13 protein-coding genes are annotated in these 15,689 nt (G+C 68.4%); all 13 read right to left on the bottom strand.

Annotation, left to right across the window (positions count from 1 at the left end; translation table 11 throughout):
* Window positions 1-125 precede the first annotated feature (125 nt).
* The gene (locus ACEN9F_RS28820) at window positions 126-683 is read right to left on the bottom strand and encodes a hypothetical protein (protein WP_413425771.1); all 558 of its coding nucleotides are present in this window, start codon (window positions 681-683) and stop codon (window positions 126-128) included.
* A 16-nt stretch (window positions 684-699) separates the two neighbouring features.
* Window positions 700-1,281, bottom strand: coding sequence for a hypothetical protein (locus ACEN9F_RS28815; protein ID WP_413425769.1), 582 nt, complete (start codon window positions 1,279-1,281; stop codon window positions 700-702).
* On the bottom strand, window positions 1,278-3,446 hold the full coding sequence (locus tag ACEN9F_RS28810; protein ID WP_413425767.1) for a protein kinase domain-containing protein: 2,169 nt from the start codon (window positions 3,444-3,446) through the stop codon (window positions 1,278-1,280). The genes ACEN9F_RS28815 and ACEN9F_RS28810 overlap by 4 nt, the downstream gene beginning before the upstream one ends.
* Before the next feature lie 152 nt (window positions 3,447-3,598).
* The gene (locus ACEN9F_RS28805) at window positions 3,599-4,138 is read right to left on the bottom strand and encodes a TIGR00730 family Rossman fold protein (RefSeq protein ID WP_413425765.1); all 540 of its coding nucleotides are present in this window, start codon (window positions 4,136-4,138) and stop codon (window positions 3,599-3,601) included.
* Window positions 4,135-4,920, bottom strand: a complete 786-nt coding sequence (locus ACEN9F_RS28800; protein WP_413425763.1) for a hypothetical protein — start codon at window positions 4,918-4,920, stop codon at window positions 4,135-4,137. Before ACEN9F_RS28800 ends, ACEN9F_RS28805 begins: the two co-directional genes overlap by 4 nt.
* Window positions 4,921-4,936: 16 nt before the next feature.
* A complete protein-coding gene (locus tag ACEN9F_RS28795; protein ID WP_166100382.1) occupies window positions 4,937-5,602 on the bottom strand; it encodes a TetR/AcrR family transcriptional regulator in 666 nt (221 codons plus the stop codon).
* A gap of 142 nt (window positions 5,603-5,744) precedes the next feature.
* Entirely contained in the window at window positions 5,745-6,077 is a 333-nt protein-coding gene (locus ACEN9F_RS28790) for a phasin family protein (protein ID WP_413425761.1), read from the bottom strand.
* An 81-nt stretch (window positions 6,078-6,158) separates the two neighbouring features.
* Window positions 6,159-7,367, bottom strand: a complete 1,209-nt coding sequence (locus ACEN9F_RS28785; protein ID WP_413425759.1) for a hypothetical protein — start codon at window positions 7,365-7,367, stop codon at window positions 6,159-6,161.
* Between the two features lie 2 nt (window positions 7,368-7,369).
* Window positions 7,370-11,020, bottom strand: a complete 3,651-nt coding sequence (locus tag ACEN9F_RS28780) for an EAL domain-containing protein (protein ID WP_413425757.1) — start codon at window positions 11,018-11,020, stop codon at window positions 7,370-7,372.
* A 22-nt stretch (window positions 11,021-11,042) separates the two neighbouring features.
* On the bottom strand, window positions 11,043-12,524 hold the full coding sequence (locus ACEN9F_RS28775) for a PAS domain-containing sensor histidine kinase (protein WP_413425755.1): 1,482 nt from the start codon (window positions 12,522-12,524) through the stop codon (window positions 11,043-11,045).
* 70 nt (window positions 12,525-12,594) lie between these two features.
* Window positions 12,595-13,503, bottom strand: coding sequence for an esterase/lipase family protein (locus ACEN9F_RS28770; protein WP_413425753.1), 909 nt, complete (start codon window positions 13,501-13,503; stop codon window positions 12,595-12,597).
* A 34-nt stretch (window positions 13,504-13,537) separates the two neighbouring features.
* Entirely contained in the window at window positions 13,538-15,163 is a 1,626-nt protein-coding gene (locus ACEN9F_RS28765) for a GMC family oxidoreductase N-terminal domain-containing protein (RefSeq protein ID WP_413425751.1), read from the bottom strand.
* Window positions 15,160-15,684, bottom strand: coding sequence for a hypothetical protein (locus ACEN9F_RS28760; RefSeq protein ID WP_413425749.1), 525 nt, complete (start codon window positions 15,682-15,684; stop codon window positions 15,160-15,162). The genes ACEN9F_RS28765 and ACEN9F_RS28760 overlap by 4 nt, the downstream gene beginning before the upstream one ends.
* Between the last annotated feature and the right edge of the window lie 5 nt (window positions 15,685-15,689).

The following is a 15,689-nucleotide window of genomic DNA, read 5'->3' as shown; positions in this document are numbered from 1 at the left end:
TGTGCGTCTGCCCACATAAGATCAAGAAGCATGCCAGCGGCCGCCGGGGGCGCCGCCCCGCTGGAAGCGCGCGCCGCGGCGCCGCGCCGGCCCGTGTGACGTGTCAACCGGGCCGGCTTGACATGTCACACCAGCGCGCCGGGATCGATCAGCAGCTCGATATCGAACTGGAACACGCGCGCCGGCGCCGGCTCCAGGCTCTTGCGCGCGATGTCCACCGTCAGCACCACGGTCAGCACCCAGCGGCCGGGGATGCCGGCCGAGACCAGCTGGCCCTCCCATTTCTTGCGCACGGTCAGGATCTGGGACTGCAGCTGCTCGCTGGAGGTGAACTCCGGCTTCAGCTCGTGCAGCGCCACCGGCGTCCCGGCAAACGGCATCGGCACCGCGTACTGCGCATGGTCCGCCATCGCCGAGCAACGCAACAGCTTGGGCTGCGCGTACAGCGCGCACTGGCGCACGGTGAAGCCGGTGTAGGGGCTATGACCGATGCTGGGCGCCTGGGTACCGGTGCCGGTGATGATCAGGCCGATGTGGCCATGGCGCGCCAGCTGCAGCACGCCGGCGCCCGGGCCCACGGAGGCCATCGCCTCGGGCTTGGTTTTCCAGCTCAGCGAGGGACTGACCTGGTCGGCGTCGAATTCCAGCAGCAGGTCGAATTGATGGTGCGGTTCTTGGCTCATGATGTGCTCTCAGCGATCAACGTGGAAGGGAAGGAAGGTCCTGCGGCGGTCTGGCGCCGGTGCCGACCTCGCTTTCCGGATCGAATTGAAACACCCGCACATCGAACCCCTGATCCGCCCCGCGCATGATGCGGACGGTCAGATTGAAGGACAGCTCCCAGCGGCCGCTGCTGAAGCCGATGTCCAGCGTGCGCTTCCAGTGCTGCACGACCTTGCGGTAGTCGGGGCCGGCCAGCTCGTCCAGGTGCGCGCGGAAGTCCAGCGCCAGCGGGTAGCTGCCGCCCGGCGCCTGCAGGAAGGGCGACGGCGGCGCGTAGCGGGTCTTGCCGCCCTCCTCGCAATACACCACCTGTGGCCGCGTGATGAAGCAGCAATCGACGATCTGGAAGGAACTAAAGCCGCTGATCACAGTGCCGCCGCCGCTCACTTGCAGCTGCAGCGACTCGCCGGGATAAAACCGCAGGGCGCCGGCGTAGGCGCCATCGGGCCGCGTCAGGTCGCCCGGGTCGCCGTCGCCCAGGCGCCAGTACAGCTGGTCGCTGATCTGGTCGGCGTCAAAGCTCACCCGGAGCACGGATTGCTTCCTATCATTGGTCATGGTTGGTTTCCTTGGAGGGAGGGATGGGCGCGCGGATCGCGCCGGAGTGCCACCAGATCAGGTTCAGTCTCGATCAGGTTGGAAGGATAGCCAAGCGCCCTGGCGCGCGCCAGATGCGTCAGCGCCGCCTCGCGCCGGCCGAGGAGTTCCTCGGCCAGCGCGGCGCGGAAGTACACGTCGGCGCTGTCGGGCGCGGCGGCCAGCGCCAGCGCCGTGCAGCGCCGCGACTCGTCCGCCTGTCCCAGGCGCGCGCGGTACAAGCCCATGCGCGACTGCCGCACGGCGGCATCGGGCGTGCGCGCCAGTTGCGGGGCCAGCAGGGCCACCGCCTGCTCGGTGGCGCGGCGCGCGTCGGCGGCGCGGCCGGGCAACCAGCGCAGCGTGTCGGCCAGGTTGGCCCATCTCAGGTAATTGTTGGGATTGCCCTTGCCGGCCGAGATCGCGTGTTGATAGGCTTGCGCCGCGCCCACGTAGTCGCCGCGGCCGAACAGCGCCGTGCCCAGGTTGTCGTACAGGCGGCCGCTGGGGCGCACCTGCAAGCCTTGCTGCAGCACCTGCATGGCCTCGTCGGCGCGCCCCTGGCGCAGCAGCGCCGCGTTCAGGTTGGCGTAGCCGGCGGCCGAGTCGGGATCGAAAGCCAGGCTGCTGCGGAAGGCCCGTTCCGCCGCCAGATAATCGCCCTGCTGGTAACGCAGCGTGCCCAGCAGGTCGCTGAACAGCCGCTCGCTCGGGTAGGCCGCCTGGCCAGCGGCGATCGCCGCGGCCGCCTCGTCGAAGCGGCGCTGCTCCAGCAGCAGTTCGGCCTTGCCGTGCAGGGCGAACAGTTGGCGCGGGTCCAGCCGCAGGGCTTGCTGCTCCAGCGCCAGCGCCGCCTGCGGCTTGCCCTGCAAGCCCAGCACCCACGCTTGCGCCGCGTAGGCCAGCGCCAGCTGGTCGTCCAGCTGCAGCGCGTACTGGGCGCTGGCGGCGGCGCGCTGCAGCCAGACCTCGTCGTGGCTGTCGCCGCCATAGCGCAAGGCGTAGGCCAGCGCCAGCCCCGCCGCCGCCCCGGCATGCGCGGGCCGGCGTTCGAGCACGGCCTCGAACTGCCGCTGCGCCTGCGCCAGGCTGCCGTCGCGGTCGAAGGTGCGCAAATGTTCCAGTCCGTCGCGCAGCGCCGCGGCCTGGGAGAACGGCGCGCTGCCGAGACGGTCCCACGCCAGCATGCCGCCGGCCGCCAGCGCGGCGGCCAGCACGGCGGCGGCGGCCGGCCGCCACAGCCGCCGCTGCGGCCGCAGCCAGCGCAATCCCGGCGCCGGCAAGCGCGGCGGGACGGACACGGCAAGCGCGGACCTGCCGCCGCGCAGGATCGCCGCATGCACATCCATCATCGTCGCCAGGCGCTGGGCCGGATCGCGGGCGGTCATCGCGCACACCAGCGCCGCCAGCGCCGGGTCGGCGTCATCGGGCAAGCGCCAGCTGGCCGGGCCGGCCTGCATCTGCGCGGCGGCCTGCGCCAGGCCGTGCAGATGGCGGAACGGCAGCTGGCCGCCCAGCAGCTCGAACAACACCACGCCCAGCGCGAAGATGTCGCCGGCCGGCGCCGGCGGATGGCCCAGCAACCGTTCCGGAGCCAGGTAGGCGATGGTGCCCACCGGGTCCGCGCACGCTACGCTGCGCGTCGCCATGGGATCGTCCTGGCAGGCCAGGCCGAAGTCGAGTATGCGCAGCTTGCCGTCGGGCTCGCACATCAGGTTGGATGGTTTCAGATCGCCATGCACCAGGCCATGGGCATGCGCCTCGGCCATCGCCTCGGCGGCCTGGGCGGCCAGGTCCAGCGCCTGCGCGCGCCGCAGCGCGTTCTGCTCGATCAGTCCGCGCAGCGTCTGGCCCGGCACCAGTTCCATGACGATGGCCTGCTCGTCGCCCGCGCCGTCGATGCCGAAGATGCGGACGAACGCCGGATGGCGCAGCGAGGCCGCCAGCCGCCCCTCCTGCAGCAGCAATCCGGGCCCGGCGCCGCCGGGCGCCGGCTTGAGCCGCTTCAGCGCGACGCTGCGGCACAACAGCGGATCCCAGGCCTCGAACACCTGGCCATAGCCGCCCTCGCCCAGGTTGCGGCGGATCTGATAGCGTTCGCCCGCACGCCTGTGCACTACCGGGGTGTCGAGGGAAAGCTGGCTCATGGGGGCAAATCTCGCAGTCAGGGCGACGCACAAGCCGCGGCGCGGTTGCGCACGGGGACGTCGCAACCATTCTGACTGGAAAAATTGCCGAAAATATCACCAATAATCACACCGATGCGCGGTTGCAACTATTCTTGCCGGAGACCGCCGGCTCAGCCCCTGAGCTGCGCCAGCAGCTCCTGCGGATCGCTCGAGGAGCGCATCAGCGCGGCGTGCTGGGGGCGGATGAAGCCCTGCGCGCTGGCGTGGCCGATGAAGCCGATCAGGCCGTCGAAGAAGCCGTCGACATTGAGCAGGCCGATCGGCTTGGCGTGGATGCCCAGCTGCGACCAGGTCAGCATCTCGAACAGTTCCTCCAGCGTGCCCATGCCGCCCGGCATGGCGATGAAGCCGTCCGACAGTTCGGCCATCATGGCCTTGCGCTCGTGCATGTCCTTGACGATGAACTGGCGCGTCAGGCCGGTGTGGCCCACTTCGCGCTCGACCAGCGCGGTCGGGATCACGCCGGTGACCTCGCCGCCCACGCGCAAGACCTCGTCGGCGATGATGCCCATCAGGCCGACCTTGCCGCCGCCGTAGACCAGCGCCAGGTCCCGCGCCACCAGGGCCCGGCCCAGCGCGCGCGCCGCCTCGGCATAACGGGGCGAGACGCCGGCATTGGCGCCGCAATACACACAAATCGATAGACTCACGCTAGCTTTTCCTCCTGCAGTTCTTTTTGCGCCGCGGCCTGGTCCAGCCGCTCGGTGGCGTCGCGGACCTTGCAGCCGGCGGCCTGTTGGTACAAGGCCATCGCCTCCGCCATTTTCTTTTTGCCGTCCAACATCAGCAGTGCGCGCGCGTACTGGATGCGGGCGATCGCCGAATCGGGATTGAGCGCCAGGCCGGCCTGGAACTGGCGGTAGCCCTCCTCCTTCTTGACGCCGTAGGTCAGGCCGCCCAGCACGGCGCCGGCCTTGTCGAGGATCTCGGCGTGGTACACGCCCAGCGCGACGTGGGCGTCGGCGCGCGTCGGCGCCAGCCGGATCGCCGCGTCCAGGCTGTGCTTGACCTTGGCGCCCAGGCCCTGCGCCAGCGCCTTGACCACCGAGATGCCGCGCGAATACTGGCCCAGCGCATACGCGTGCCAGTAGTAGCCGGACGGATTGTCCGGCTGCTCCAGCTGCTGCCGCAGGCAACGCTCGGCCACGCATTCGAAGGTGGCGAGCCTGTTCTTGTCGCTGCTTTCCAGGTAGTTGGCGTACATGCAGATGGCCTTGTGCGCCACCGCGTAACCATGCACGCCGACGTCCAGCCCCAGCCGCGCGGCGCGCTCGAACTCGCCGGCGTGGAAGGCGATCCAGGCCTGCACCAGCGCCGGATTGGACGGGAAGGCTTCCTGGTCGCCGCCGTGCAGCGCCGGCCAGGCGGCGCGCAGGCTGTCCGGCGTGTAGCGGAACGCCGGATCGGGATAGGGAAAGGGGGTCCACGCCATCAAGGCCTCCGTCAGCTTACTTGAGCTTCTTCAGATATTCTTCGGACAGTTTCTGGAACAGCAAACTGGTTTCATTGCGCAGGTACGGGCCGATCTGCGACAGCACCTGGTAGCAGCCGCGCGCCAGCGCATCGGCCATCGATTGCTGCTCGCTGTATTTGCGCGGGTTGCGCACGTATTCGTAGGACAGCCAATAGGTCGCCACCACCACCATGTTGGTGGCCATGGCGTCGATCGCGTTGTCGGACGCTTCCAGCGATTTTTCGCTGCGCAGGTCTTCGCACAGCTGCTTGGCGACCTTGATCTTGTGCGCCAGGATTTGCTTGAAGTGCAGTTCGAGCTTGCGGTTGCGCGACAGCAGGTCGTTCAGGTCGCGGTAGAAGAAGCGGTAGCGCCAGATCAGCTCGAACATCAGGTGCAGGTACAGCCAGACATCCTCGATATTCGAGCGGCGGCCGTTGGGCACGGTCAGGATGCGTTCGATCTCGGCTTCGAACTGGACGAAGATCGAGTTGACGATATCGTCCTTGTTGCGGAAGTGGTAGTACAGATTCCCCGGCGAGATATTCATCTCTTCGGCGATCACCGTGGTGGTGATGTTCGGCTCGCCGAATTCGTTAAACAAGCGCAACGACAGTTCCAGTATGCGTTCGCGGGTGCGGCGGGGTGCTTTTTGTAGCATAGCAATGAGACCTCTGTTTATTCTCCTGCAAGCATAACACCGATGCCCCATGGAGGTGAACATCCAAGCGCGCTTTTACGCGCACATGCGGGGCTGATGGCGCCAGATAGGGGAAATGCCGCCGAATTGCCGCGATCGTCGGCTATTTCTTGGCGGCAGGCTTGCGCGCGGCGGGCTTGGCGGCCGGCGCGGTCTTGTTGACGGCGGGCTTGGCCGGCTTGGGCGTCAGCGCCGCCACCTGCTTGCTCAGCGCGTCGATGCGCCGGTTGAGCGCCTCGATCTCCGCGGAGGTCGGCACGCCGATCGAGCTCAGCGCGCGCAGCACGCGCTCCTCGAACAGCTGCATCGAGAAGAACTTGCCTTCCTCCTCCTGCGCCTTGGCAAAGGCGCTCAGGCCGGCCTGCCAGATTTCCTGCGACGACATGCGCACCACTTCCAGTGGCTGGTCGTCGTTCTTCTTCAGCTTCTTAGCCATTTCCATCCCGTGAGTTCGCTACATGCCCCATTGTAAGCCAGGCCAACTAGAGAGCGCTATCTAATGGCGACCGCAGGCCGCCTACAGCTCGGTCGGCGCCAGTCCGGCGATCAACTCCTTGCTGGGGAAGGTCTTGAGCCGGTAGCGGGCCGGATAGCCTTCCTCGCTGCGGCTCAGCTCCTTGATGTGGGCGCGCAGCTCGGCCCAGGCGACGAACGAGGTCGCGGTCTGGTCGCCCTCGGTCCGCGCCACCAGCGCCACCATGTCCACCTCCGGCAACAGCGTGTCGACGCTCTCGGTCCAGACGCCGTAGCTGATGGTGTTGCCGCCCTCCTGCTTGCGCAGCAGCTGGTAGCTGGCCACGAACACGTCGACGCCGTCCTTTTCGTACTGCTCGTCCAGCAGGCGCTTCTGGCTGGCGTAGTCTTCCGCCAGGTAGCTGCGCTTCAATTCCTCCAGCGAGGCCAGCACCCCGGCGTGCTCCGGCACATGCTCGACCGCCTTGCCGTGCGCGAAGCGGTACATCAGCGCCGAGACGATGCGCCCCTCTTCGGCCATCTCGTGCGCCAGGGTCAGCATGCGCAGCTGGGCGCCGTGGTCGTTGGCCGAGGCCACCAGCAGGCGATTGCGGGTCGGCATCATGACCAGCGGCTCGCCGCCCACTTCCAGCTGGTAGAAGATGTCCGGGAACAGGATGCGCGAGGTTTCGTAGGCATCGTCCCAGGCGCCCATGTAGACGCCGGGCGCGATCTGGCCGAAGTGCGAGACGGTGGCGTCGCGCAGGTTGTCGATGGCGACCGCCAGCGCCTCGTCGAACGACACGCCCCAGTCGCGCAGCGTGTCGCCGGTCAGCGTCTGGATCGACAGTTCGCTGTCGTAGGCCAGCATGATGACGCTGTCGGCGCTGAGCGGCGCGCTGGCGTCGGGGCTGGGCCGCTCCGGCGCGGCGGACGATTTCAGCCGCAGGAACTCCAGCGTGGCGCGGCCGCGCACCAGCGGCAGCAGCGCGCCGCGCGCTTCGGCGAAGCTCTCCGGCAGGCCCGACATCTGGAACGCGCGCACATAGGTGTCGAGCACCGCTTGCCGGCCGCGGCGCGGCGCGGCCTGGTATTCGCGGTAGACATTGTGCAGGTTGTGCACCTGCGACTTGCCGTCCGCGCTGAGCAGGCGGAAGTCGTCGGCGTCGTAGTGCAGCGGTTCGCCGTAGCCGGCGTCGGCGAAGGCCCGCAGCACCAGCCGGGCGAATTGGTCAGGGGATGGGGTGGCGCGGAAAAAATCGAAAATGCCCAAACTTACTCCTTGAGGGTGTCGGCCACGGCGGCCAGCGCGACCACCGGCCCGTGCACCTGGGCGTGCAGGCGGAAGCCTTCGCGGATGTTTTCGCGCAGCACCGCGCCCTTCCACGGCTTGGTGTAGAAGCGGTCGATGGCGCCGTGGTTGATCGCCGCCATGATCGGCGTCAGGTCGGCGTAGGCCGACAGCATGATGCGGAAGGTGTTCGGGCACAGGTTCTTGACCCGCTCCATGAACTCGGTGCCGCTCATCAGCGGCATGCACTGGTCGCACAGGATCACCTGCACCCGGTGCCGCGCCAGGATGTCGAAGCCCTCGGCGGCGGTTTGCGCGGTCAGGATGCGGTAGCCGTCCTGCGACAGGAAATCGGTCAGCACGTCGAGCATGAAGGCGTCGTCGTCGACGATGAGCAGGGTCTGCTGCTCGAGCACCGCCTCGTCGGCCGGCGCCTGCAGGTAGCGGCCCTCGCGCAGCATCGCCTCGAACTCGTCCTCCGGCAGCGGCCGGCTGAAGTAATAGCCCTGCATCTCGTCGCAGCCGTGGCGCCGCAGGTAGGACAGCTGCGCCTCCTTCTCGACGCCCTCGGCGATCACGTCCAGCTTCAGGCTGTGCGCCATGTTGATGATGGCCAGCACGATGGCGGCGTCGTCCGGGTTGCTGGTCACTTCGCGCACGAAGGCGATGTCGATCTTCAGCTTGTCGATCGGGAAGCGCTTCAGGTAGGCCAGCGACGAATAGCCGGTGCCGAAGTCGTCGATCGAGATCTGGATCCCCAGCGCCTTCAGGTTCTGCAGCACGGTGATGGTTTCCTCGGCGTTGGACATCAGCGAGCTTTCGGTCAGCTCCAGCTCCAGCAGCTCGGGCGCGATGCCGTGCTCGCGGATGGCCTTCAGCACCTCCTCCTCCAGCCCGCCGACGAAGAACTGGATGCCCGAGACGTTGACCGACAGGTGCACCGCGCCGGCGTTGGTCTTGCCCCAGTGGGCGATCTTGCGGCAAGCCTCGTGGATCACCCAGGTGCCGACCCGCACGATCAGCCCGGTCTCCTCCAGGATCGGGATGAACAGCGCCGGCGACACCATGCCGTGGCCCGGCCGCTTCCAGCGTATCAGCACCTCGGCGCCGCTGATGCGGCCACTGGCGATGTGCACCTTGGGCTGGAAGTGCAGCACGAACTCCTCGTTGTCGATGGCGCGCCGCAGCGCGTTCTCCAGGTCCAGCCGCGCCAGCGATTGCGCGTTCATCTCGGCGGTGAAGAAGCGGAAGGCGTCGCGCCCCGCTTCCTTGGCGCGGTACATGGCGGTGTCGGCGTACTGGATCAGCGTGTCGGGCTCGGCGCCGTCGTCCGGGTAGACCGCGATGCCGATGCTGGCCGTCACCGTCACCTCGTGGCCCTTGAGGTCGAACGGCCGGCGCAGCGCCTCGCGGATCTTGTCGACCACGGCGATGGCGTTCTGCGCGCCCTCGGGCAGCATCAGGATGGCGGCGAACTCGTCGCCGCCGAAGCGGCCGATGGTGTCGCGCACCCGCAGGCAATCCACCAAACGGCTGGAGAACTGCCGCAGCAGCTCGTCGCCGATGGTGTGGCCCAGCGTGTCGTTGACGTTCTTGAAGCGGTCGACGTCGAGGAACAGCACCGCCAGCGACCATTTGTGCTCGGCCGCCTGGCGCAGCGAATGGCCGAGCGAATCGTAGAACTGGCTGCGGTTGGGCAGGCCGGTCAGGGTGTCGAAGTGGGCCAGCTTGAGCAGGCGCTGCTCGGCCTCCTTGCGCTCGGTGATGTCGCGCGCCACCGCCACCAGGATCCAGCTGGCGCCGGAGCGCAGGGTGCGGCGCTGCACCTCGACCGCCAGCGGCGTGTCGTCCTTGCGCTGCAGCAGCAGCTCGGCCATGGCGCCGCTCTGGTCGCCCGACAGCAGCTTGTCGTACAGCTCCTCCAGCTTGCCCAGGTCGCCCTCCAGCGCGCGGTTCGGGCCGACCTGGAGGAAGTCCTCGCGCTCGAAGCCCAGCATGCGGCAGGCGGTGGCGTTGACGTCGACAAAGCACATGCCGGCGCGGTCGACCAGGAAGATGGCGTCGGCGGTGGCGTCCATCGCCAGCCGGAAGCGGCGCAGGTCCTCGTCGAGCCGGATGCGGGCGTTCATGTCCAAGGTCAGCTGCGCGTGGTGGCGCTTGATCTCGTCGTACAGCAGCAGGTTTTCGTAGGCCACCGAGATCTGCGCCGCCACCGTGGCGGCGACCCGCTCGTCGACTTCGGAAAAGCCCTCGGCGCCCAGCTTGTCGACCAGGTAGAGCCAGCCGTGGGTGCGCTCGCGCGAGGCGATCGGCACGCCGAGGAAGGAATGCACCGGCGGGTGGCTGGGCGGCAGGCCGATGTTGGCCGGGTCGCCGTTGAGGTCGTTGATCCGGCACGGCAGGCGCTGGTCCAGCAGGCCGCGCAGCACGCCGGCGCGCGGCGCCTGGGCGATCTGGCGGGTCGGCACGCCGGCGCCGCAGCTGGCGAAATACGCCAGCTCGGTGGCGCCCGGCGCCAGCACGCCGATGCACGCATACTTGGAGACGCAGATGTTCTGCGCCACGCGGCAGCCGATCTCCACCAGCGCGCCCGGGTCGCGCTCGGCGCCCAGTTCGATGCCCAGCTCGATCAGCGCGGTCAGGCGCAGGCTCACCGCCTGCAGGCTGGACAGCGAGTGCGACAGCCGCTGCGTCATCAGCGACAGGTTTTCCGACGCCGCCTCGTCGGTGTCGCCGGCCAGCTGCGAGAGCCGCAGGCTGCTCGACTCCAGCTCGCCGAGGTACTCGGCCACCTGGTGGTCGATATTGTCGAAGCGCCCTTCGCGCGGCGGCTCCGGCGCGAACGCCGGCAGCGCGTCCTCCTCGGCCACCTCGGCCAGGCCCAGCGCCTCGTGCACGGTGCGCAGGATCACGTCCGGGTCGGACGGCTTGGGCAGCACCCAGCGCACGCCGCACGACTGCGCCACCGCCATCGCCTCGCGCTCGCGGTAGGTGGCGGTGTAGAAGATCACCGGCAGGTTGGCCGTCTCCGGATTGCTGTGCAGCTGGGTGACGAATTCGTAGCCATCCATGTTCGGCATCAGGATGTCGGAAATGACCAGGTCGGGCCGCTCGGCCAGCACCACCTTCAAGCCTTCGGCGCCGTTGGCCGCCTCCAGCAGGCGATGGCCGCCGTAGCTCAGCAGCGTCATCAGGAATTCGCGGTTCAGCACATGGTCGTCCACGATCAGGATCGTGGCGATGTCGTTTTTAGCCGGGGTCGACATCGCCCCGACTAAAAAAGACTCGATTTGCGTGACGAAGGTGTCCGGCTCGATGGGCTTGCCGATATAGCCGTCGAAGCCGGCCTCCAGCAGCTTTTCGCGGTCGCCCACCATCGCCAGCGCCGTCACCGCCAGCGCCGGAATATGCTTGACGGCGTCGTCGCTCTTGAGCGCGGCCACCACGCCGTAGCCGTCCAGCTTGGGCAGGTGCACGTCGCAGATGATCAGGTCGGGCAACTCGCGCCTGGCCGCCGCCACGCCCGCCTCGCCATCGCTGGCCGACAGCGGCGTGTAGCCGAAAGCGCGCAATAAATACACCATCAATTCCATGTTGGTGGCGTTGTCTTCGATGATCAGGATACGTGCTGACACGTTGGGACTCCCATTCTCTTTATTATTCCATCGGCAAGGCCAGCGTGAACACGCTGCCGACGCCGTACTCGCTATCGAACAGTATCTCTCCCCGCAGCAGCGCGGCCAGCTTGCGGCTCAGGTGCAAGCCCAGGCCGGTGCCCTCGAACTGCCGGATCGCGCCGGCGTCCAGCTGCGAGAAGGCCTGGAACAGGCTCTCCCGCTGGCCGGCGTCGATGCCGATGCCGGTATCGCTGACGCTGATGGTCACGCAGCAGCGCGCGCCCACCAGCGCCGTCGCCAGCCGCACCAGCACCGTGCCGCTGTTGGTGAATTTGATCGCGTTGTGGACCAGGTTCATCAAAATCTGCTGCAGGGCCCGGCGATCGCTCGACACCGTCACCCCGCCCGGCGGCCCGACAAATTCCAGCGCCAGCCCCTTGCTGCGGGCCTGCGGCCGGAACGACGCCAGCACCTCGTCGATCAGCTGGCCGCACGGCAGCGGCGCCAGCTCCAGCGCCACCTTGCCCGACTCGATACGGGTCAGCTCCAGCAGGTCGTTGATCAGCGACAGCAGCTGGCGGGCGCTGCTCTGCACCATGCGCAACTGCTTGCCCTGCTCGTCATTGATGGGGCCGGGCAACTTCATCAACATAGTACCTGTAAAACCGATAATCGCGTTCAACGGCGTACGCAATTCGTGCGACATGCCGCCCAGGAAACGGTCCTTGGCGGCCACCGCCTTGGCCAATTCGACATTCTTTTCCTGCAGCGCCCGTTCGATCCGCTTGCGCGCGCCGATATCGCGGATCGCGCTCATGACCAGCACGCCCTCCTCGGTCTCGACCGGGCTCAGGCTGATCTCCACCGGGAACTCGACGCCGTCGCTGCGCAGGCCGTACAAGTCGCGGCCCGAGCCCATCGCCCGCATCAGCGGCTTGGCCGCGAAACCGCCGCGGTGCGCGATGTGGGCGTGGCGGAAGCGGGCCGGCATCAGCGCCTCCAGCGACATGCCGCGCAGCGCCCCGCGCGCATAGCCGAACAGGGTTTCGGCCTGGCCGTTGGCCAGCACGATGCGGCCGCTGGCGTTGGCCATGACGATCGCGTCCGGCATCGATTCGAGGATGCCGTCGTAGCGCGCCTCGACCAGCTTGGCGTCGCGCAGCACCTTGAGCGCGGTGACGTCCTTCTTGCTCCACAGGATATACCGGGGCCGGCCGCCCTCGTCGCGCACCAGCTTGCAGGAACTGTCGATGTAGACCAGCGCGCCGTCCTTGGCGCGGCGCATCGATTCGTAGCTGGACAGGCCGTGCTCCAGCGTGCGGCGCAGCACGGCGCGCTCCTCGTCGGCCAGCGCCGGCGGCACGATCAGCTCGACCAGGCGGCGCCCGGTGGCTTCCGCCGGGCTGTAGCCGAACACGGCCTGCGCGCCGTTGGTCCAGCAGACGACCTCGCCGTCCAGCGACGTCAGCACGACGGCATCGGGGGTTTCATTCAGGATAAGGTTGCCGAAATCGATCGCCATCGCCTCGCCTTGTTTCACGCTGCATAGGAATAACCATACAGCAACAAGGAACGCAGATACTCACACAAAGTCACAGTCGCGCGGCGGCCTCGATTTCCCTCAGCGCGCAGCGCATGATTTCCGGGTGGTGGCCCAGCGCCACGTGGCCTATGGCGCCGAACACCAGGTTGCGCGCGCCCGGCAGCGCGCTGGAATCCTGCGGCGCGATGATGTTGTCATGGACAGAATAAATGGAGCTGAACAACGTCCGTTGCAAATTTGCCTCAGATGCCGCGAGCGCGCCCAGCCACTCGCTGCCGCGCCGCATTTGCGCGGCGTTGCTGCCCGGGCCGAAATGCGCCAGCGCCGTGCCGTGATGCGGCGTGCCCAAGGTCACCACACGGGCGATGCGCGCGTGGCCGTGCCGACGCAGATAGGCGCGCGCCACCAGCCCGCCCATGCTGTGACCGAGGATGATGACTTGTTCGCTGCCGCTCTCCGCGCACAGGCGTTCGACCGCCGCCGCCACCTGCGGCACGAAGTCGTCGATGGAGGCGCCGGGCGGTTCGAGGTCGATGCCGTAGTGGCTGATGCGCGCCTGCCTGAGCAGCTTGCTCATCGGCAGCCAGTAGCCGCTGTTGCAGACATAGCCGTGGATCAGCAGCACCGGCAGGCCGCGCGCGTCCGGCTGCAGCCGCATGCCGATCGGCTGGAACATATACCAGGACGAGGTCAGCACCGACGAGTTGAACTCGTGCAGGAACAGGCTGGCCGCGCTGGCCGGGTTGAGCGCGTGGGCGGCCGGCGTGACGCTGCCGGAATGCCAGCTCAGCAGGAAGTTGTTGGCCGAGATCGCCAGCCGCACCAGCAGCAGCGCGGCCAGGCCCAGCGCCAGGCTGGCCGGCCAGCCCGGCTGCCACCAACGCTGCGCGGCGGCGGCCAGCGCCAGCACGCCGGCGGCCTGGACCAGCAGTAGAAGGATAAGCAGACGTTTGATCATGCCTGCATCATACCGCGCTGCGCGCCGCGCGTGCTCAGGCGGCGGGCGCCGGCCGCGCCGCCGGCCTGCCGGTCAGTTCCCGCGCCAGGCCGCTGGCCAGCCGCGCGACGATGCCGTAGATCGACAGTTGCGGATTGGCGCCGATCGAGGTCGGGAACAGCGAGCCGTCGTGCACCGAGACATTGGCCAGGCCGTGATAGCGGCCGTCGGCGCCGGTCACGCCCAGCCGCTCGTCGTCGGACATGCCGCAGCCGCCCATCACGTGCGCCGACACCACGCGCGTGGCGAGCAGCTTGAACGGCAGGCCGTTGATGCCGGCCCTGGCCTGTTCCCAGGTCGTATAGGCCTGCGCCAGCTCGTGCGCCGGCGTCACGCTCCTGGCGCCGGCGGCGAACTGGATTTCCGCCATGGTCAGCATCGAGCGCCGCACGCCGTCCCACATGAACTCGCTGATTGGATAATCGAGCACCGGCGCGCCGTCGGCGGCCAGCGCCACGCTGCCGCCGGGCGCCTCGGCATGGAAGCCGTCGCGCAGCAGCGCCAGCATCGCGTGCACATGCGGGAACTGGCGCATGGCCTCGGCATGCGGCGCGCCGAAGCCGGCCATGGTGGTCGACAGCAGCAGCGGATGCAGCGGCGGCACCTCCAGCTTGTAGCCCAGCGGCCCGTCGATCGCCCCGGTGTGCAGGAAGTGGTCGGAATACACCGATTGCGGCGCGCCCGCATACGCATCCACGCGCTGCTCGAAGAGGCCGGCCGAGATGATGGTCGGATGCAGGAAGGTGCGCTTGCCCAGCAGGCCGCGCGGGTCCGGCGCGGTCGAGCGCAGCAGCAGCGCCGGCGTGTTGATGGCGCCGCCGGCCACGACGAAATGCTTGGCGCGCAGCGTGACGCGGCGGCCGCTGGGCGCCAGGCCGTCGGCGTCCAGCGCCACGCAGTCGAGCTGGACCGCCTTGTCGCCCTTGATCACCAGGCGCTCGGCGCGCGCGCGCGTCAGCAAGCTCGCGCCGTGCTGCAAGGCCGACGGTATCGTGGTGACCAGCATCGACTGCTTGGCGTTGGTCGGACAGCCCATGCCGCAGTAGCCCAGGTTCCAGCACGCCTTGACGTTGCGCGGGATGATGGCGGTGTGTATCCCCAGCTTGGCCGCGCCGCGCCGCAGCAGGTCGTTGTTTTCGTTGGGCGGGGCGGCCCACTCGGCCATGCTGAGGCGCTGCTCCATCATGCCGAACCACGGCGCCATCGCCGCCGTCGAGTAGTCCTTGAGGCCGAAATGCCTGCCCCAGTAATCGAGCGTGATCGGCGGCGTGCGGAAACTGCTGGTCCAGTTGACCACCGTGGTGCCGCCGACGGTGCGGCCCTGCAGGATGTTGATGCCCTTGTCGCGCGTCTTGCGCGCGGCCGATTCCTGGTACAGCGCCGGATAGGCTTCCGACTCGCGCATCTTGAAATCTTTCGACGACTTCAGGGCGCCCTCCTCGACGATGATCACGCGCAGGCCGGACAGCGCCAGGATCTCGGCCGTGACGCCGCCGCCGGCGCCGCTGCCGACGATCACCACGTCGGCCTCCAGCGTGCTGTCGGCCTGCAGCTGCGCGCAGTCGGTGACGTGCCAGCCGGCCGCCAGGCCCGCCTGTATCGGATCAGGGATGACGCTCATGCCAGCAACTCCTTGATCGGGCCGGGATAGCCGATCGCTTCCCAGGTGGACGGATCGGCGTACCAGGCGCCGATGATCAGGTCGTGCATGGCCATGTAGGCCACCTGCAGCGTGGCCAGCCGGTGTGTGCGCCAGCCTTGCAGGAAGGCCGCGACCTGTTGCGGCTCGGCCTGTTCCCAGCCGCCCGCGACGCCGGCCAGCAGGCGCCGCGCCGGCCCCAGCGCCAGCAGGCCAAACAAGTCCTGCACTTCTTTTTGCGTGGCCAGCGGCAGGCCGAGGACGGCGTCCCGCACGCGCCCGGAGGCGGCTTGCACGGCGGCGGCGCGGGCGGCGGGCGCGGCCGGCAGCGCCGGTCCCAGCATGGCGGGGATGACGGCCGCCAGCACGCTCCAGGCGGCGCCTTCAAGCATGAAACGGTGGGCGGTGGCCGGCGCTTGCGACCAGCGATAGAGGGCGCCGCCGGCCGCGAGGGTGATCGCACCGGCCACGCCGATCTTGAGGAAAGATCTGCGGGTAATCATGTCTC

The sequence above is a fragment of the Duganella sp. CT11-25 genome (genome assembly GCF_047302815.1).
Lineage (GTDB): Bacteria > Pseudomonadota > Gammaproteobacteria > Burkholderiales > Burkholderiaceae_D > Rugamonas.
Note: the sequence above shows the minus strand (reverse complement) of the source record. Positions and strands in the feature narration are given on the sequence as shown.